Source organism: Bacillus sp. KS1, from assembly GCF_020075515.1.
GTDB lineage: Bacteria > Bacillota > Bacilli > Bacillales > Bacillaceae > Bacillus > Bacillus velezensis.
This window is the reverse complement of the sequence record NZ_JACAWW010000001.1, coordinates 1-17563: the sequence shown is the minus strand read 5'-3', so window position 1 is coordinate 17563 and position 17563 is coordinate 1. Positions and strand designations below refer to the sequence as shown.

The 17563-nt window shown below is 46.6% G+C and carries 18 protein-coding genes and 1 rRNA gene; all 19 read left to right on the top strand.

Annotated features, from left to right (window positions below):
* Positions 1 to 18: 18 nt before the first annotated feature.
* Positions 19 to 756, top strand: a complete 738-nt coding sequence (locus HWY38_RS00095) for a VWA domain-containing protein (RefSeq protein ID WP_004264624.1) — start codon at positions 19 to 21, stop codon at positions 754 to 756.
* A complete protein-coding gene (locus HWY38_RS00090; RefSeq protein ID WP_224181025.1) occupies positions 722 to 1723 on the top strand; it encodes a protein kinase domain-containing protein in 1002 nt (333 codons plus the stop codon). Before HWY38_RS00095 ends, HWY38_RS00090 begins: the two co-directional genes overlap by 35 nt.
* Before the next feature lie 104 nt (positions 1724 to 1827).
* Positions 1828 to 3246 carry a tRNA lysidine(34) synthetase TilS gene (tilS, locus tag HWY38_RS00085; protein ID WP_224181024.1) on the top strand — a complete coding sequence of 473 codons (1419 nt, stop codon included), beginning with the start codon at positions 1828 to 1830 and terminating at the stop codon, positions 3244 to 3246.
* Positions 3243 to 3782, top strand: a complete 540-nt coding sequence (hpt, locus tag HWY38_RS00080) for a hypoxanthine phosphoribosyltransferase (RefSeq protein WP_004264611.1) — start codon at positions 3243 to 3245, stop codon at positions 3780 to 3782. The genes tilS and hpt overlap by 4 nt, the downstream gene beginning before the upstream one ends.
* A 97-nt stretch (positions 3783 to 3879) precedes the next feature.
* Positions 3880 to 5799 carry an ATP-dependent zinc metalloprotease FtsH gene (ftsH, locus tag HWY38_RS00075; protein WP_007615201.1) on the top strand — a complete coding sequence of 640 codons (1920 nt, stop codon included), beginning with the start codon at positions 3880 to 3882 and terminating at the stop codon, positions 5797 to 5799.
* Between the two features lie 148 nt (positions 5800 to 5947).
* Complete coding sequence (locus HWY38_RS00070; RefSeq protein WP_044803028.1) at positions 5948 to 6724, top strand: type III pantothenate kinase; 777 nt, start codon at positions 5948 to 5950, stop codon at positions 6722 to 6724.
* 10 nt (positions 6725 to 6734) lie between these two features.
* Entirely contained in the window at positions 6735 to 7610 is an 876-nt protein-coding gene (hslO, locus tag HWY38_RS00065) for an Hsp33 family molecular chaperone HslO (RefSeq protein WP_004264606.1), read from the top strand.
* Positions 7611 to 7655: 45 nt separating this feature from the next.
* A complete protein-coding gene (locus HWY38_RS00060) occupies positions 7656 to 8546 on the top strand; it encodes a peptidyl-prolyl cis-trans isomerase (protein WP_038463567.1) in 891 nt (296 codons plus the stop codon).
* A 75-nt stretch (positions 8547 to 8621) separates the two neighbouring features.
* The gene (gene cysK, locus HWY38_RS00055) at positions 8622 to 9548 is read left to right on the top strand and encodes a cysteine synthase A (RefSeq protein ID WP_007615206.1); all 927 of its coding nucleotides are present in this window, start codon (positions 8622 to 8624) and stop codon (positions 9546 to 9548) included.
* A 167-nt stretch (positions 9549 to 9715) separates the two neighbouring features.
* Positions 9716 to 11134: an aminodeoxychorismate synthase, component I gene (gene pabB, locus HWY38_RS00050; protein WP_224181035.1), complete on the top strand. Its 1419-nt coding sequence runs from the start codon at positions 9716 to 9718 to the stop codon at positions 11132 to 11134.
* A 6-nt stretch (positions 11135 to 11140) separates the two neighbouring features.
* A complete protein-coding gene (pabA, locus tag HWY38_RS00045; RefSeq protein WP_007409944.1) occupies positions 11141 to 11728 on the top strand; it encodes an aminodeoxychorismate/anthranilate synthase component II in 588 nt (195 codons plus the stop codon).
* Positions 11725 to 12609 carry an aminodeoxychorismate lyase gene (pabC, locus tag HWY38_RS00040; RefSeq protein ID WP_224181023.1) on the top strand — a complete coding sequence of 295 codons (885 nt, stop codon included), beginning with the start codon at positions 11725 to 11727 and terminating at the stop codon, positions 12607 to 12609. The genes pabA and pabC overlap by 4 nt, the downstream gene beginning before the upstream one ends.
* Positions 12590 to 13447 carry a dihydropteroate synthase gene (gene folP, locus HWY38_RS00035; protein WP_224181022.1) on the top strand — a complete coding sequence of 286 codons (858 nt, stop codon included), beginning with the start codon at positions 12590 to 12592 and terminating at the stop codon, positions 13445 to 13447. The genes pabC and folP overlap by 20 nt, the downstream gene beginning before the upstream one ends.
* Positions 13440 to 13802 carry a dihydroneopterin aldolase gene (folB, locus tag HWY38_RS00030; protein WP_224181021.1) on the top strand — a complete coding sequence of 121 codons (363 nt, stop codon included), beginning with the start codon at positions 13440 to 13442 and terminating at the stop codon, positions 13800 to 13802. The genes folP and folB overlap by 8 nt, the downstream gene beginning before the upstream one ends.
* The gene (folK, locus tag HWY38_RS00025) at positions 13799 to 14302 is read left to right on the top strand and encodes a 2-amino-4-hydroxy-6-hydroxymethyldihydropteridine diphosphokinase (protein WP_224181020.1); all 504 of its coding nucleotides are present in this window, start codon (positions 13799 to 13801) and stop codon (positions 14300 to 14302) included. The genes folB and folK overlap by 4 nt, the downstream gene beginning before the upstream one ends.
* On the top strand, positions 14254 to 14463 hold the full coding sequence (locus HWY38_RS00020) for a helix-turn-helix domain-containing protein (protein ID WP_003150668.1): 210 nt from the start codon (positions 14254 to 14256) through the stop codon (positions 14461 to 14463). The genes folK and HWY38_RS00020 overlap by 49 nt, the downstream gene beginning before the upstream one ends.
* A gap of 24 nt (positions 14464 to 14487) precedes the next feature.
* Positions 14488 to 15489 (top strand): tRNA dihydrouridine synthase DusB, encoded by a 1002-nt coding sequence (gene dusB / locus HWY38_RS00015; protein WP_007409948.1) that lies wholly within the window; start codon positions 14488 to 14490, stop codon positions 15487 to 15489.
* Between the two features lie 89 nt (positions 15490 to 15578).
* Positions 15579 to 17078 carry a lysine--tRNA ligase gene (lysS, locus tag HWY38_RS00010; protein WP_014416740.1) on the top strand — a complete coding sequence of 500 codons (1500 nt, stop codon included), beginning with the start codon at positions 15579 to 15581 and terminating at the stop codon, positions 17076 to 17078.
* Between the two features lie 328 nt (positions 17079 to 17406).
* A 16S ribosomal RNA gene (locus tag HWY38_RS00005) occupies positions 17407 to 17563 on the top strand; the annotation flags it as partial.

Below are 17563 nucleotides of genomic sequence, written 5' to 3'. Positions count from 1 at the left end.
TCACCGGGAGGAATGTATGTGAATAAGGGACATTTAAATCAAGTTCTGCTGATTACAGATGGCTGCTCCAATCATGGTGAAGACCCGATCGCAATGGCGGCTTTCGCCAAGGAGCAGGGGATTACGGTGAATGTTATAGGAATTATGGAAGAAAACGCGATTGACCAAGAGGCAATGAAGGAAGTTGAAGGCATCGCCATGGCCGGAGGCGGCGTCCATCAAGTTGTGTATGCGTCACAATTGTCTCAGACGGTTCAAATGGTGACGAAAAAAGCAATGACCCAGACGCTGCAAGGTGTCGTCAATCAAGAGCTTAAACAAATCTTAGGGAAAAACGTTGAAATGGAAGAGCTTTCTCCTGAAAAACGCGGCGAAGTGATGGAAGTGGTTGATGAACTCGGCGAAACGGTTCATCTGCAAGTGCTTGTGCTGGTTGATACGAGTGCGAGTATGGCGCCGAAACTGCCGACGGTGAAAGAAGCGCTGATCGATCTTTCCATCAGTTTAAATTCCCGGGCCGGGCAAAATGAATTTGCCATGTGTATATTTCCCGGGAAAAGCCAGGAAGTTGAGCTTGTACTGAATTGGACGCCGAAGCTTGAATCCCTTTCTGCACTCTTTGCGAAGCTGTCGACCGGCGGTATCACCCCCACGGGCCCCGCTATCCGGGAAGCGACGCAGCAGTTTGAGAGAATCCGCTCAAGAAGGAGCATGTTGGCAGATGATGAACGACGCTTTAACGAGTTTGGCATGTAGTCTGGCACCGGGGACGGCAATTCAGGGCAAATGGAACGGCAAATCTTACAGATTGCTCAAACAGCTTGGAAAAGGGGCTAACGGTATTGTATATCTGGCAGAAGCATCAGGCGGACAGGTCGCTTTGAAAATAAGCAGCGACAGCATGTCTGTTACCTCTGAAGTGAATGTCTTAAAATCCTTTTCAAAGGCCCGGTCGCAAACGATGGGGCCTTCTTTTTTTGATGCGGACGACGCGTTTATTCCGCAGCTGAATAAAAATGTCTCTTTTTACGTGATGGAGTACATAGAAGGGCCGCTTCTTCCGCAATATATCAGCAGTAAGGGAGCGGAGTGGATTCCGGTGCTGATGGTGCAGCTTCTTTCCAGCCTGTCAGTCCTTCATCAGCAGGGATGGGTTTTTGGCGACCTCAAACCGGACAATCTCATTGTAACCGGACCACCGGCTGCCATTCGCTGCATTGATGTAGGGGGAACGACAAAACAGGGCCGCGCGATTAAAGAGTATACGGAGTTTTACGACAGGGGCTATTGGGGGTATGGAACAAGAAAAGCAGAACCATCCTATGACCTGTTTGCTGTCGCGATGATCATGATCCACTGTGTCCAGAAGAAAGAGTGCAAAAAGTCAGGACAGCCGAAAGAACAGCTTCGTTCTATCATTGAAGGCCACCCGTTTCTGAATAAGTATAAGAAGGTTCTGTTTTCTGCTTTAAACGGCCAATATCCGTCTGCGGAAGTCATGAAGCATGACATCCTGACGGCGGGGCAGAGCGCCGGGAGCAAAAGGAAAGCCGCCGCCAAGCCTAAGCCGCCGCAATCAAAACCGCGGCAGGGCACTGTATCTCAAACGCGGTATAAACCTAAACAAAAACCCGCAAAGCACAATGGTTTGTTTGAAACAACACTTATTTTAATCAGCGTTCTCGCCCTTTATTTCGCTTACATCGTCTTTTTTCTCATCTAATGCCGGCCGGACGCCTGCGCTCATGCTTCTTCTTTGCTTGGAGGGAATGAAAGTGATAGGATATGTATATCTTTAAAAAACCTGCTCATTGTGAGGGGGACATTGTGAAAAGCGTGGAAGATTTTTTCAAAACATATCATCTTCAGGCGGAGGGGGAAACGATTATTGCCGGGGTCTCCGGAGGCCCTGATTCAATGGCGCTTCTCAGTATGCTGAATAAGCACTTCGGGCATTCCTCCGTTATCATAGCGGCGCATGTCGACCATCAGTTCAGGGGTCCTGAATCTGAAGAAGATATGAAGTTTGTGCAGTCATATTGCGAAGCGGAACACATTCTCTGCGAAACGGTACAGGTTGATGTTTCTGCATACGCAAAGAAGAATAGGCTGAACAAGCAGGCTGCCGCGCGTGATTGCAGATATCAGTTTTTCGAAGATCTGATGGCGAAACACCAAGCGAAGTTTTTGGCGCTGGCTCATCACGGCGATGACCAGGTTGAGACAATGCTCATGAGGCTTGCGAAAGGTACGCTCGGGGCAGGGCTTGCGGGAATGCAGCCCGTCCGCGAATTTGCATCCGGCTGGCTGATCAGGCCTTTCCTCTATGCGGCAAAGGATGAAATCCTTGAATACTGCCGTCAAGAAGGGCTCAGCTACAGAACGGATGAGAGCAATGCAAAAGACGATTATACAAGAAACAGATTCAGAAAGACCGTGCTTCCTTTTTTAAAACAAGAATCACCTGACGTTCATAAAATGTTTCAAAAGGTGAGTGAAGCACTGACAGAAGACGAACAATACCTGCAGTCATTAACGAAAGAACGAATGAATAAGGTTATTACAAGCAAGTCTGACACATCGGTTGAAGTCAATTCCTCTCAATTGCTTGCCCTTCCGATACCTTTACAAAGAAGAGGAGTTCAACTAATATTAAACTATCTTTATGAAAACGTTCCATCGTCGTTTTCCGCCCGCCACATACAGCAGTTTCTCGAATGGGCGGAAAATGGAAGCGCCTCGGGAGTGCTTGATTTTCCGAAAGGGCTGAAGGTGGTCAAATCATATCAGACATGTTTGTTTACATTTGAACAATGGCAATGTGAAAAAGTTCCCTTTGAGCTGCAGCTGCAAGGAGCGGAAGGCGAGACTGCTGTTCTCCCCAACGGCTTTATGATAGAGGTGGCCGATCAGGCTGACCCTCATATCAAAAATGGGAATGCTGTTTTTATGACAAGCAGAAACAAGGTGCAATTTCCTTTAACAATCCGGACGAGAAAAATCGGCGACCGGATCAAACTTAAAGGGATGAATGGCTCGAAAAAGGTGAAAGATATATTTATTGATCATAAACTGCCTCTGCGGGATCGGGACGAATGGCCGATTGTAACGGATGCGAGCGGTGAAATTATCTGGCTGCCTGGCTTGAAAAAATCCATCTTTGACGATCTTGTGATTTCAAACAGTGACCGCATTGTATTACAATATAGACAGCATGAAAAGTGTAGGGGGCAAGCATTAACATGAAACAGGATATCGAAAAAGTGCTGATCTCAGAAGATGAGATCCAGCAGAAAGTAAAACAGCTTGGAGAACAATTAACAAGCGAGTACAGCGACACGTTTCCGTTGGCAATCGGTGTGTTAAAGGGAGCGCTTCCTTTTATGGCTGATCTTATAAAGCATATTGATACATATTTGGAAATGGACTTCATGGATGTATCAAGCTACGGAAATTCCACGGTTTCTTCCGGAGAAGTCAAAATCATCAAAGATTTGGATACATCTGTAGAAGGCCGGGACATCTTAATCATTGAAGATATTATCGACAGTGGGTTAACCTTGAGCTATCTCGTAGAACTCTTCCGATATCGTAAAGCGAAATCAATTAAGATTGTTACCCTGTTGGATAAACCAAGCGGAAGAAAAGCGGACATTAAAGCAGACTTCGTAGGCTTTGAAGTTCCTGACGCGTTTGTTGTGGGTTACGGACTTGATTATGCCGAACGCTATCGCAATCTGCCTTACATCGGAGTATTAAAACCGGCGATTTATGAAAGCTGATCGGCTGCCTGCTTCCGAGATGGTTATCGGTTGTATTGGAATGATTTTCTATGGTACTATTGAACATAGTTGTGCTTACTGTGGGAGGAGGTAAGGAATGAATCGGGTCTTCCGTAATACCATTTTTTATTTACTTATTTTATTAGTAGTAATCGGGGTTGTGAGTTACTTCCAGACTTCAAACCCGAAAACAGAAAATATGTCGTACAGTACGTTTATCAAGAACCTCGATGAGGGGAAAGTTGATAGCGTATCGGTTCAGCCTGTCAGAGGTGTTTATGAGGTAAAAGGACAGCTGAAAAAATACGACAAAGACCAGTACTTTTTAACACATGTTCCTGAAGGAAAAGGAGCAGACCAGATATTTGATGCAATTAAAAAGACGGACGTAAAAGTTGATCCCGCACAGGAAACAAGCGGGTGGGTGACGTTCTTAACGACGATCATTCCGTTTGTCATCATCTTTATTCTGTTTTTCTTCCTGCTCAATCAGGCTCAGGGCGGCGGCAGCCGTGTCATGAACTTCGGAAAGAGCAAAGCGAAGCTGTATACGGAAGAAAAGAAACGCGTGAAGTTTAAAGATGTAGCCGGCGCGGATGAGGAGAAGCAGGAGCTTGTTGAGGTTGTTGAGTTTCTGAAAGATCCTCGCAAATTCGCCGAGCTTGGCGCCAGAATCCCTAAAGGCGTGCTGCTGGTCGGACCTCCGGGAACCGGTAAGACATTGCTTGCGAGAGCCTCAGCCGGTGAAGCGGGCGTTCCTTTCTTCAGCATCAGCGGATCTGACTTCGTTGAAATGTTTGTCGGTGTCGGTGCTTCCCGTGTGCGTGATTTATTCGAAAATGCGAAAAAGAATGCGCCTTGTCTGATCTTCATTGATGAGATCGATGCGGTGGGACGTCAGCGCGGCGCAGGTCTTGGCGGCGGGCATGATGAACGCGAACAGACGCTGAACCAGCTGCTTGTTGAGATGGACGGTTTCAGTGCGAATGAAGGAATCATTATTATCGCTGCGACAAACCGTGCGGACATTCTCGACCCTGCATTGCTTCGTCCGGGACGTTTTGACCGTCAGATTACGGTAGACCGTCCGGATGTCATCGGCCGTGAAGCCGTATTACAGGTCCATGCGAGAAACAAACCGCTTGATGAAACGGTGAACTTAAAAGCGATCGCTTCAAGAACACCCGGTTTCTCAGGCGCCGATTTAGAAAACCTTCTTAACGAAGCGGCACTCGTTGCTGCCCGTCAAAACAAGAAGAAAATTGATATGCGCGACATTGATGAAGCGACGGACCGTGTCATTGCGGGTCCTGCGAAGAAGAGCCGCGTCATATCGAAAAAAGAACGCAATATCGTGGCGTACCACGAGGGCGGTCACACCGTTATCGGACTTGTGCTGGATGAAGCCGATATGGTTCATAAAGTAACGATCGTTCCGAGGGGGCAGGCGGGCGGATACGCGGTCATGCTTCCGAGAGAAGACCGTTACTTCCAGACAAAACCTGAACTTCTCGATAAAATTGTCGGTCTTCTGGGCGGACGGGTTGCCGAGGAAATTATCTTCGGCGAAGTCAGCACGGGGGCTCACAATGACTTCCAGCGGGCAACGAGCATTGCCAGAAGAATGGTGACAGAGTTCGGTATGTCAGAAAAACTCGGACCGCTTCAGTTCGGTCAATCTCAAGGCGGTCAAGTATTCCTGGGCCGGGATTTCAACAACGAGCAAAACTACAGTGATCAGATCGCTTACGAAATCGATCAGGAAATTCAGCGCATCATTAAAGAATGTTATGAGCGTGCGAAAACCATCCTGACTGAAAATCGCGATAAGCTTGAATTGATTGCTCAGACATTGCTTGATGTGGAAACATTAGATGCGGAACAAATCAAGCATCTTGTGGATCACGGAAAACTCCCTGAGCGCAATTTCTCAGATGACCATCTTCAAAAAGACGATGTGAAAGTAAACATCCTGTCTAAAACAGAAGACGAAAAGAAAGACGAGCCGAAAGAATAGTTCGCTTTCTGATATGAAAACCGCCGGCGTATACCGGCGGTTTTTTTACTGGTTCCGTTTTGTTTACAAAAGAGCCGCAGATCGTGTATGGTATTGTAGAATGTTGAAAATGTTATGATTAGAAACTATTCAAAAGTGGTGATAGAGGTTGTTACTGGTTATAGATGTGGGGAACACCAACACCGTGATTGGTGTATATCATGATGGGGAATTAGAATATCATTGGCGCATAGAAACGAGCAGGCACAAAACAGAAGACGAATTCGGCATGCTGCTTCGTTCCTTATTTGAACATTCCGGACTCATGTTTGAACAGATTGAAGGGATTATCATCTCCTCCGTGGTGCCGCCGATTATGTTCTCTTTAGAAAGAATGTGCATAAAATACTTTCACATCGAGCCGCAAGTTGTCGGCCCGGGAATGAAAACAGGTTTAAATATAAAGTATGACAATCCGAAAGAAGTGGGAGCTGACAGGATCGTCAATGCCGTTGCGGCGATCCAGCAGTATGGCGGCCCCTTAATTGTTGTTGATTTCGGAACGGCAACGACGTATTGCTACATTGATGAAAACAAACAATACATGGGCGGCGCGATTGCCCCCGGCATTACGATTTCAACGGAAGCGCTGTACTCACGTGCGGCGAAGCTTCCGAGAATTGAAATTGCCCGTCCGGACAATATCATCGGCAAAAACACGGTAAGCGCCATGCAGTCCGGCATCCTTTTCGGCTATGTCGGACAAGTTGAAGGTATAGTGAAGCGGATGAAATGGCAGGCAACACAGGAACCGAAAGTCATTGCGACAGGCGGGCTTGCGTCATTAATCGCAAACGAATCAGACTGTATTGATATTGTTGACCCGTTTCTCACTCTGAAAGGGCTGGAAATCATTTATGAGCGAAATCGCGTGGGTCACGTATAGGAGGTAAACGATGGATTATTTAATTAAAGCAATTGCATATGACGGTAAAGTGCGGGCTTATGCAGCCAGAACGACAGATATGGTTAATGAAGCGCAAAGAAGGCATGACACGTGGCCGACGGCATCAGCCGCAATCGGCCGGACGATGACAGCTTCTCTGATGCTCGGAGCGATGCTTAAGGGTGAAGATAAGCTGACAGTCAAAATAGAAGGCGGCGGCCCGATCGGAGCCATTGTCGCAGATGCGAACGCAAAGGGTGAGGTAAGAGCATACGTATCAAACCCGCACGTTCATTTTGATCTCAATGAACAAGGGAAACTGGATGTCAGACGGGCGGTCGGAACTGACGGAACACTCAGTGTCGTAAAAGATTTGGGCTTGCGTGATTATTTTACGGGACAAGTAGAGATTGTCTCGGGTGAACTCGGTGACGACTTCACGTATTACCTTGTTTCTTCTGAACAAGTCCCTTCATCTGTCGGCGTAGGTGTTCTAGTAAATCCTGATAACACCATTCTCGCTGCGGGCGGGTTCATCATTCAGCTTCTTCCGGGGACTGATGAAGAAACCATTTCAACAATTGAAAAGCAATTATCTCAAATCGAACCGATTTCAAAATTGATTCAAAAAGGCCTGACACCGGAAGAAATCTTAGAAGAAGTTCTGGGTCAAAAACCGGACGTTCTCGAAACAATGCCGGTCAAATTTCACTGTTCTTGTTCAAAAGATCGATTCGAAACGGCCATTTTAGGACTAGGCAAAAAAGAAATACAAGATATGATAGAAGAAGACGGAAAAGCCGAAGCGGTTTGCCATTTTTGTAATGAGAAATATTTATTTACAAAAGAAGAACTGGAAGAGCTTCGTGACGAAACAACCCGCTAGCTCTTTAGCGGGTTGTTCTATTTTATAAAAGGGATGGGGTAGATTTTGAAATCGAGAACACTTTTGACGATTATTGTAGCGGCGCTGTTAGTATGCAGTGTGACAGTGGCGTATAAATTAACAAAATCCCAAGCCGCGGGGTCATCTGAAGAATCCATCGCGACAATCGGTGATAAACATATCACACGGCAAGACTGGATGAAAAAGATGGAAGACGAGTACGGAAAATCAACGCTGGAAGACATGATTAATGCACAAGTAGTGAAAGAGCTTGCGAAAAAGAATAAACTCACAGTTTCAAACAGCGAATTGGAGCGGGAGTTTCTTTTAATCAAAGCGGTGAATAATTCATTTTATGAAGACAGCCATATTACCGAAAAAGAATGGAGAGACCAGATCCGCTACAACATTCTTCTTGAAGAACTGCTGACGAAGGACATCGATATATCGGATAAGGAAATGCAATCATTTTATAATAAAAATAAAGAATTGTACCATTTCGATGATTCCTACAGAATCCGGCACATCGTCGTCAAAAACAAAGATGAGGCGGACAGGGTGCTTGCTGATTTGAAAGGCGGGTCCAGCTTTGAAGCCGTCGCCGCTGAGCGTTCCACGGACAGATACACGTCACAGTATGGCGGAGACCTCGGCTTTGTGACAGAAAACCAGGAAAATATCCCGCAGGCATATATCACAGAAGCTAAAAATCTTAAAGAAGATGAATGGTCCGCTGAACCGATTAAAGTTTCTTCAGGATACGCCGTCATTCAGCTGAAAGAAAAGCTTAAAGCGAGAACTTTCTCATACAATGAAGTGAAGAGCCAAATCAGACGCCAGATCGCGATGGATCAATTAGGTGACAAGGCGACAGTCAAAACGCTGTGGAAAGAGGCGGGGGTCTCTTGGTTCTACGGGGAAAAAAGAACTAAATGATTGACAAAAAATTTTGAAATTGATAACTTATATTTATAATACCAATAAATTTAGTCGGAAATTGAGGTGTCCAACATGGTGCGTATTGCAAATTCTATTACTGAACTAATCGGAAATACTCCTATTGTAAAATTGAATCGCCTGACGGATGAAAACAGTGCAGATGTATATCTGAAGCTTGAATACATGAATCCGGGCAGCAGCGTAAAAGACCGGATCGGAGTTGCGATGATTGAAGCGGCTGAAAAAGAAGGAAAATTAAAAGCCGGCGACACAATCATTGAACCGACAAGCGGAAATACAGGGATCGGTCTTGCAATGGTGGCAGCGGCTAAAGGTCTCAGAGCCATTCTCGTTATGCCTGATACAATGAGTATGGAGCGACGCAACCTGCTGCGCGCATACGGAGCGGAGCTTGTGCTGACTCCCGGCGCAGAAGGAATGAAGGGCGCCATTAAAAAGGCGGAAGAACTTGCGGAGGAACACGGATACTTTGTGCCTCAGCAATTCAACAATGCGGCAAACCCGGAAATTCACCGCCAAACGACGGGGAAAGAAATCGTAGAACAGTTTGGTGACGACCAGCTTGATGCGTTCGTGGCCGGAATCGGTACCGGCGGAACCATCACGGGAGCGGGCGAAGTGCTGAAAGAAGCATATCCATCCATCAAAATCTATGCGGTAGAGCCGGCGGATTCTCCGGTTCTTTCCGGCGGAAAACCGGGCCCGCATAAAATTCAGGGTATCGGAGCGGGATTTGTCCCTGAAACATTGAATACGGATATCTATGATCAAATCATTCCCGTCAAAAATGAGGATGCATTTGAATATGCCCGTAAAACGGCAAAAGAAGAAGGGATTCTCGGCGGCATTTCTTCCGGAGCGGCCATTTACGCGGCACTGGAAATCGCGAAAAAACTGGGGAAAGGCAAGAAAGTGCTTGCGATCATCCCTAGTAACGGAGAACGTTACTTAAGCACACCGCTTTATCAGTTTGAATAGAGACATACACACGGCTCCCGGCTGTATCCGGGAGTTTTTTTGTGCCTGAAGTATCGAAAATCCAAAAAACGTTTCGAATTTTATGGTTGGAAGTGAAATTCACTTTTTTCACCAGTGTGATTGCTTTAAAATAAAACTACAGTAAAACGAAGCAGAGGATTGATATGATGGCACAACGCAGACCGGCAGGAAGAAAAATACCTTTTACGAAACAAGCATTTTTACAGCGATATGAAAACCTTTCGAAATCGAGAAAACGGCATGTTCTGCTCGAAAGCGCGAGAGGGGGAAGATTCAGTATAGCCGGTCTAGATCCGATTGCGTCCGTCAGAGGGAAAGACGGAATTACAACGATCAAGCATGAGGGAGAAACACTGTTTAAAGAAGGTGACCCGCTGCGGGCCTTTCATGAATGGTTTGGAACGCTCGGAACGGAAACAAACGTTGAGTTTCCGGACTTTCAGGGCGGTGCGATTGGTTTTATCAGTTACGACTATGCCCGATATATTGAGAATTTTAAGATGCTGTCGTTAGATGATCTGGAAACACCTGATATTTACTTTCTTGTTTTTGATGATGTGGCCGTTTATGACCATGAGGAAGAGGCGTTATGGCTCATTACCCATACTGAAGCGGAAGCGGATCTTGCGGAAGAAAAGCTGTCCGGCTTAGAGGACATGTGGTGTTCCCTCCAAACGGCGGACGAGCCTTTTTCACCGCTGAATCGGAATGGGGACGGATCGTACGCCGCACCGTTCACCGAGGAAGGATTTTCACAGGCTGTAGAACAAATTAAACAATATATCGCGAGCGGGGATGTGTTCCAGGTTAATTTGTCCATCAGGCAGTCTCAGTCTTTATCCGTTCATCCGTATGAGGTGTATAAACACTTGCGAAACGTCAATCCGTCTCCTTACATGGCCTATCTCGAGACACCGGGGTTTCAAGTGATATGCGGGTCGCCGGAGCTATTGGTGACAAAGAAGGGGAAGAAGCTTGAAACGAGACCGATCGCGGGTACGCGTTCAAGAGGAAAAGACGATGCTGAAGACAAGGCTTTGGCTGATGAATTAATTCACAACGAAAAAGAACGTGCGGAACACGTCATGCTTGTTGATCTTGAGCGTAATGACCTCGGGCGCGTATCGCGCTACGGCTCCGTGCGGGTTAACGAGTTTATGGCGATCGAAAAGTATTCCCACGTCATGCATATCGTGTCAAACGTACAGGGAGAGCTGCAGGACGGATATGACGCGACAGACATTATTCATGCGGTGTTCCCGGGGGGCACCATCACGGGAGCGCCCAAAGTGAGAACGATGGAAATTATAGAAGAGCTTGAGCCGACAAGACGGGGGCTTTATACTGGATCTATAGGCTGGTTCGGATTCAACGGAGATTTGCAGTTTAACATTGTGATCCGGACGATCTATGCAGCCGGCGGACATGCTTTTATGCAGTCCGGAGCAGGAGTGGTTATTGATTCGGTTCCGAAGCATGAATACAAGGAATCGTTCAAAAAAGCTTTTGCGATGAAAAAGGCGTTAGAGCTGAGCGAAGAAGAGACAAAAAATCAGACGAGGTGAGCAGAGATGATTTTAATGATTGACAATTATGATTCATTTACGTACAACTTGGTTCAATATTTGGGTGAGCTCGGGGAGGAACTGATCGTCAGACGAAATGACGAGATTACGATTGAGCAGATTGAAGAGCTGGGTCCGGACTTCTTAATGATTTCACCGGGGCCGTGCAGTCCTGATGAAGCGGGGATCAGCCTCGAAGCCATCAAACATTTTGCCGGCAGTATTCCTATTTTCGGCGTATGTCTCGGGCATCAGTCGATTGCGCAAGTATTCGGCGGCGATGTCGTCAGAGCAGAGCGGCTCATGCACGGCAAAACGTCAGAAGTTATGCATGACGGACAGACGATTTTTAAAGGCCTGCAAAATCCGCTGGTCGCCACCCGGTATCATTCACTTATTGTCAAAGCGGACACGCTGCCGGATTGTTTTACGGTATCCGCTCAAACCAAAGAAGGAGAAATTATGGCAATCCGCCATAATGAGCTTCCTGTTGAAGGTGTTCAGTTCCATCCGGAATCCATCATGACCTCCTTCGGCAAAGAGATGCTCAGAAACTTTATAGAGACACACCGCAAAAAGGAAGTGACGGTGTGATTATATATTTGAATGGTCAATATATAGAGGAGAAAGAAGCGGCGCTTTCTCCTTTTGACCATGGTTATCTGTACGGGATCGGCGCGTTCGAGACGTTCAGGCTTTACAGCGGCCGGCCGTTTCTACCGGATGCGCATGTCGCCAGGCTCAACAAGGCGCTTCGGGATCTGCAGATTGCATATGAGGTGAACAAACAGGAGCTGCTTGATATGCTTCGGAGACTGTTGCTCCTCAATGACATCAAGGACGGCAGCGCGCGTGTCCGGCTTAACATCTCGGCAGGCGTCAGCGATAAAGGGTTTGCCGCGCAGACTTATGAAAAGCCGACCGTCCTTTGTTTCGTCAACCGGCTCAATCCGGAAACTCTGCCTGTTCAAAAAGAAGGCAGGCTTCTCTCTATCAGGAGAAATACGCCTGAAGGATATTTCCGGTTAAAATCCCATCACTATTTAAACAACATGTATGCTAAACGGGAGATCGGGAATGATCCCAATCTTGAAGGCATTTTCCTGACCGGAGAAGGAGATGTCGCGGAAGGCATTGTCTCCAACGTGTTTTGGCGAAAAGGAGACAAGGTCTTTACGCCATCCTTGGATACGGGAATTCTCGATGGTGTAACAAGACAGTTTGTCATTGATGAATTGAAACGGCAGGGGACAGAAGTCACCGAAGGCCGATTCCGTTTTCAATCAATGCTTGAAGCGGATGAAGCATGGTTGACAAACTCCGTGCTTGAAATCATCCCGTTTTCTAAAATAGAGGAAGTTCCGCTGCCCGGAGTGAGCGGAAAAACGGTGCAATTGCTCCGTAAGCAGTATCAGCAGGAAATAAACAAAATGAATGTACAGGAGGGGGAACAAAGTGGCGCAGCAAACAATTGAACAGCTTAAACTGATTCATACAAAAAAAGGCGCTCTGTCCTATAAAGAGAAGACGCTCGTTATGGGGATATTAAATGTAACGCCAGACTCCTTCTCTGACGGCGGCAAATACGACAGTACGGAAAGGGCGCTTCTGCATGCGGCGAAGATGGCTGAAGAAGGGGCGCATATCATAGATATCGGCGGTGAATCGACAAGGCCCGGCGCATCACTCGTGTCGGCTGATGAGGAAATGTCACGAGTCATCCCCGTCATAGAACGGATTACAAGCGAGCTGGACATTCCGCTTTCAATCGATACGTACAAAGCGTCCGTGGCAGACGAAGCGGTCAAAGCGGGAGCCTCTATCCTTAATGACATCTGGGGGGCGAAAGGTGACCCTGACATGGCGTCAGTAGCCGCCGCACACGGGGTTCCGATTATCTTAATGCATAATCGCATGGAAAGAAACTACAACGATCTTATTCCTGATATGCTTGCAGACTTGATGGAAAGCGTAAAAATTGCCGCAGAAGCCGGCGTCACAGATGAAAACATGATTCTGGATCCGGGGATCGGCTTTGCAAAAAACTATGAGGACAATCTGGCTGTCATGAACAAGCTGGAGGTGTTCAGCGGGTTAGGTTATCCGCTGCTCCTGGCGACATCGAGAAAAAGGTTCATCGGCCGTGTGCTTGACCTTCCCCCTGAAGAACGTGCTGAGGGAACGGGAGCGACAGTATGCCTTGGCGTCCAAAAAGGCTGCGACATTGTGAGGGTGCACGATGTCAAAGAGATCGCAAGAATGACTAAGATGATGGATGCTATGTTGAACAAAGGAGGCGCACATTATGGATAAAGTATATGTAGAAGGTATGGAGTTTTACGGATATCACGGCGTGTTCGAAGAAGAAAACAAACTCGGCCAGCGCTTCAAAGTAGACCTGACTGCTGAACTGGATTTGAGCAAAGCGGGAAAAACGGATGACCTTTCTTATACCATTAACTATGCGGAATTGTACAGTGTCTGCCGCGGCATCGTTGAGGGCGAGCCTGTTAATTTGGTCGAGACCCTTGCGGAACGGATCGCAGACAACGTCCTTGAGAAATTTGAGCCGGTGCAGCAATGTACGGTAAAGGTTGTTAAGCCTGACCCGCCGATTCCCGGCCATTATAAATCAGTAGCCATAGAAATGACGAGAAAGAAATCATGAACAATACGGCATATATCGGCCTCGGCTCCAATATGGGCGACCGTGAACATTATTTGCGCCAGGCAGTGGCCATGCTCAGCCGTCATCATAGCGTGACGGTGTCAAAGGTGTCCTCCATATATGAAACAGATCCCGTCGGCTATGAGGATCAAGATCAGTTTCTCAATATGGCGGTTGAAGTGAAAACGGCTTTATCTCCTTTTGAACTTCTTGACGTAACGCAGAGCATTGAAGCTGAATTAGGCAGAACGAGAGAGATTCGCTGGGGACCGCGGACGGCAGACCTTGACATTTTGCTGTATAATCGTGAAAATATTGAAACAGAGCGGCTGATTGTTCCGCATCCGAGAATGTATGAGCGCTTATTTGTCCTTGCGCCGTTAAAAGAAATATGTCCGCAGGCGGATCATATCACGATAAGCGCTGAAACAAACCAAGAAGGTGTAAGAGTATGGAAGCAGAAATCTGGGGTAGGCGAATTCGTGCATTCAGAAAGCTGAAAGGTTATACTCAAGAAGGATTTGCAAAAGCATTAGGTATATCAGTTTCTATTGTCGGTGAAATTGAACGCGGAAACCGATTGCCGTCAGATGCCATCATTCAAGATGCGGCAGATGTTTTAAATATAAGTGCGGACGAATTGGCCCCGCCTGAAAAATAGACAAATAATGAAAGGAGGGGAAAAATGTTTAAAATCGGTGATATTCAATTGAAAAACCGGGTCGTGCTTGCCCCTATGGCCGGTGTCTGCAACTCAGCGTTCAGATTGACTGTAAAGGAATTCGGAGCCGGATTGGTATGCGCTGAAATGGTCAGTGACAAAGCGATTCTTTACAACAACGCAAGAACAATGGGGATGCTTTACATTGATGAACGTGAAAAACCGCTCAGCCTTCAGATTTTTGGAGGGAAAAAGGAAACTCTTGTGGAAGCGGCGAAGTTTGTAGATCAAAACACAACTGCTGATATTATTGATATTAACATGGGTTGTCCCGTACCCAAGATTACAAAATGTGATGCGGGCGCCAAATGGCTTCTCGATCCTGATAAGATTTATGAAATGGTATCCGCAGTAGTAGATGCTGTTGATAAGCCGGTTACAGTGAAGATGAGAATGGGTTGGGATGAAGAGCACATCTATGCGGTGAAAAACGCCCAAGCCGTTGAACGTGCCGGCGGAAAAGCCGTTGCCCTGCATGGCCGCACAAGAGTGCAAATGTATGAAGGCACTGCGAACTGGGATATCATTAAAGAAGTGAAGCAATCCGTCTCCATTCCCGTCATCGGAAACGGTGATGTCAAAACGCCTCAGGACGCGAAACGCATGCTTGAGGAAACAGGAGTTGACGGCGTCATGATCGGCCGGGCCGCACTCGGCAACCCGTGGATGATTTACCGTACGGTGCACTACCTTGAAACCGGTGAGTTGAAAGACGAACCGAAAGTTCGTGAAAAAATGTCGGTATGCAAACTGCACTTAGATCGCCTGATTAAGTTAAAAGGCGAAAATGTGGCAGTCAGAGAAATGAGAAAACACGCTGCCTGGTACCTGAAAGGTGTCAGAGGCAATGCGAATGTACGCAACGAAATTAACCAATGTGAGACGCGTGAAGAAGTTGTGCAGCTTTTAGATGCATTTACCGCCGAAGCAGAGGCAAAAGAGCTTCAAGATGCAAAAGTAGGTTAATATACACCCTCTATTGCTGCTCACTGCCAGCTTACCGCTGGCAGTTTTTCTGCTTTTTCGTGAAAACAAAATGTAACGGAGTGATACCAATGAGTCAAGAAGAGCAAAATCATGAGGAATTGAACGACCAGCTGCAAGTCAGACGAGATAAAATGAACCAGCTGAGAGAAAACGGCATTGACCCTTTCGGCGAACGTTTCGAGAGAACGCATCAATCTCAACAGATCATTGACGCCTACCAGGAGCTTTCTAAAGAAGAACTGGAAGAAAAAGCGATCGAAGTGACCATTGCAGGCCGTATGATGACAAAGCGCGGAAAAGGGAAAGCCGGCTTTGCGCATCTGCAGGACTTAGAAGGTCAAATTCAAATTTACGTAAGAAAAGACAGTGTCGGCGAAGAACAATATGAAATCTTTAAATCTTCAGACCTCGGAGACGTTATCGGCATCACGGGGAAAGTTTTCAAAACAAACGTAGGCGAGCTTTCTGTCAAAGCGACATCTTTTGAACTGCTGACAAAAGCACTGCGTCCTCTTCCTGATAAATATCATGGGTTAAAAGACGTTGAACAGCGTTACCGCCAGCGCTATCTCGATCTCATCGTAAACCCTGACAGCAAACAAACGTTTATCACACGCAGCAAAATCATCCAAGCGATGAGAAGATACTTAGATGACCATGGATACTTAGAAGTTGAAACACCTACGATGCACAGCATACCGGGAGGAGCGTCTGCACGCCCGTTCATCACGCACCATAACGCGCTCGATATGCCTCTTTATATGCGTATTGCGATTGAACTGCACCTGAAACGCCTGATTGTCGGCGGATTGGAAAAAGTCTACGAAATCGGCCGTGTGTTCCGTAATGAAGGTGTTTCTACACGCCATAACCCTGAATTCACGATGATCGAGCTGTATGAAGCGTACGCCGATTATAAAGATATTATGAGCCTTACGGAAAACCTCGTAGCACATATTGCGCAGGAAGTGCTTGGAAGCACCACAATTCAGTACGGCGAAGAGCAGATTGATCTGAAACCTGAATGGAAACGACTCCATATGGTAGATGCGGTCAAAGAAGCGACAGGTGTAGATTTCTGGAATGAGATGACTGTTGAAGAAGCGCGCGGTCATGCAAAAGAGCATGGTATCGAGATCACAAACTCAATGACGGTGGGTCATATCATCAATGAATTCTTCGAACAAAAAATTGAAGAAACACTCATTCAGCCTACATTTATTTACGGCCACCCTGTAGAGATTTCTCCTCTTGCTAAGAAAAATCCGGAGGACCCTCGCTTTACAGACCGTTTTGAGCTGTTTATCGTCGGCCGTGAGCACGCTAATGCGTTTACGGAGCTGAATGACCCTATTGACCAGAGGGAACGCTTTGAAGCGCAATTAAAAGAAAGAGAAGAAGGAAACGATGAAGCGCATATGATGGATGAAGACTTCGTTGAAGCTCTTGAATACGGCATGCCGCCGACCGGGGGATTGGGTATCGGTATCGACCGCCTTGTCATGCTGTTAACAAATGCTCCGTCTATCAGAGACGTTTTATTATTCCCTCAAATGAGACAACGCTAATATAAGGGAAGGCGCCGTTTCTGCTTATCGCAGTACGGCGCTTTTTTAGAAACAAGCCGCTCGTAAAACTTTTTTGATTTTCTTTTAAAAAAACTATTGCACTATTATTTGCGAGGTGGTATATTATTATTCGTTGCCGCTAAACAAGGCGCTGACGAAAAAAGAAATTTAAAAAGTTGTTGACTTCAAGAGATTGATAAGATATAATAATAAAGTCGCTTGAACGAAAGACAAAATGATCTTTGAAAACTAAACAAGACAAAACGTACCTGTTAATTCAAAGTTTTAAATAAATCGCACAGCGATGTGCGTAGTCAGTCAAGCTACTTTATCGGAGAGTTTGATCCTGGCTCAGGACGAACGCTGGCGGCGTGCCTAATACATGCAAGTTGAGCGGACAGATGGGAGCTTGCTCCCTGATGTTAGCGGCGGACGGGTGAGTAACACGTGGGTAACCTGCCTGTAAGACTGGGATAACTCCGGGA

What these genes read in the sequence shown, in the direction of transcription:
- ftsH (WP_007615201.1), top strand. Translation starts at nt 3,880, where the DNA reads ATGAATCGGGTCTTCCGTAATACCATTTTTTATTTACTTATTTTATTA.
- hpt (WP_004264611.1), top strand. Translation starts at nt 3,243, where the DNA reads ATGAAACAGGATATCGAAAAAGTGCTGATCTCAGAAGATGAGATCCAG.
- dusB (WP_007409948.1), top strand. Translation starts at nt 14,488, where the DNA reads ATGTTTAAAATCGGTGATATTCAATTGAAAAACCGGGTCGTGCTTGCC.
- folB (WP_224181021.1), top strand. Translation starts at nt 13,440, where the DNA reads ATGGATAAAGTATATGTAGAAGGTATGGAGTTTTACGGATATCACGGC.
- lysS (WP_014416740.1), top strand. Translation starts at nt 15,579, where the DNA reads ATGAGTCAAGAAGAGCAAAATCATGAGGAATTGAACGACCAGCTGCAA.
- hslO (WP_004264606.1), top strand. Translation starts at nt 6,735, where the DNA reads ATGGATTATTTAATTAAAGCAATTGCATATGACGGTAAAGTGCGGGCT.
- pabA (WP_007409944.1), top strand. Translation starts at nt 11,141, where the DNA reads ATGATTTTAATGATTGACAATTATGATTCATTTACGTACAACTTGGTT.
- HWY38_RS00020 (WP_003150668.1), top strand. Translation starts at nt 14,254, where the DNA reads ATGGAAGCAGAAATCTGGGGTAGGCGAATTCGTGCATTCAGAAAGCTG.
- pabB (WP_224181035.1), top strand. Translation starts at nt 9,716, where the DNA reads ATGGCACAACGCAGACCGGCAGGAAGAAAAATACCTTTTACGAAACAA.
- HWY38_RS00090 (WP_224181025.1), top strand. Translation starts at nt 722, where the DNA reads ATGATGAACGACGCTTTAACGAGTTTGGCATGTAGTCTGGCACCGGGG.
- folK (WP_224181020.1), top strand. Translation starts at nt 13,799, where the DNA reads ATGAACAATACGGCATATATCGGCCTCGGCTCCAATATGGGCGACCGT.
- cysK (WP_007615206.1), top strand. Translation starts at nt 8,622, where the DNA reads ATGGTGCGTATTGCAAATTCTATTACTGAACTAATCGGAAATACTCCT.